The following is a 317-nucleotide window of genomic DNA, read 5'->3' as shown; positions in this document are numbered from 1 at the left end:
AAGTCGTAACAAGGTAGCCGTATCGGAAGGTGCGGCTGGATCACCTCCTTTCTAGAGTTTGCACGAATCAGTAATGATTCACGCATCAAATGTTCACACTTATCGGCTGTTAATATAAAGAACAGCATTTGGGGCTGTAGCTCAGCTGGTTAGAGCACCGTGTTGATAACGCGGGGGTCGTTGGTTCGAGTCCAACCAGCCCTACCAGTTTCTGTAGTAAATCTCAGGGGGATTAGCTCAGCTGGGAGAGCACCTGCTTTGCAAGCAGGGGGTCGTCGGTTCGATCCCGTCATCCTCCACCAAAAGTTCAAACGTAA

At 49.8% G+C, this 317-nt stretch carries 2 tRNA genes and 1 rRNA gene; all 3 read left to right on the top strand.

What is annotated here, in order from left to right:
- Nucleotides 1-51: ribosomal RNA gene (locus tag KO538_RS29065) — 16S ribosomal RNA — on the top strand; the annotation flags it as partial.
- A 79-nt stretch (nucleotides 52-130) separates the two neighbouring features.
- Nucleotides 131-207, top strand: a tRNA-Ile gene (locus KO538_RS29060).
- A gap of 19 nt (nucleotides 208-226) precedes the next feature.
- A tRNA-Ala gene (locus KO538_RS29055) sits at nucleotides 227-302 on the top strand.
- Nucleotides 303-317: the final 15 nt, after the last annotated feature.

Source organism: Janthinobacterium sp. NKUCC08_JDC (genome assembly GCF_019345575.1).
GTDB lineage: Bacteria > Pseudomonadota > Gammaproteobacteria > Burkholderiales > Burkholderiaceae_D > Janthinobacterium > Janthinobacterium aestuarii.
The sequence above is the reverse complement of the archived record's forward strand: the minus strand, read 5'-3'. Positions and strand labels throughout refer to the sequence as shown.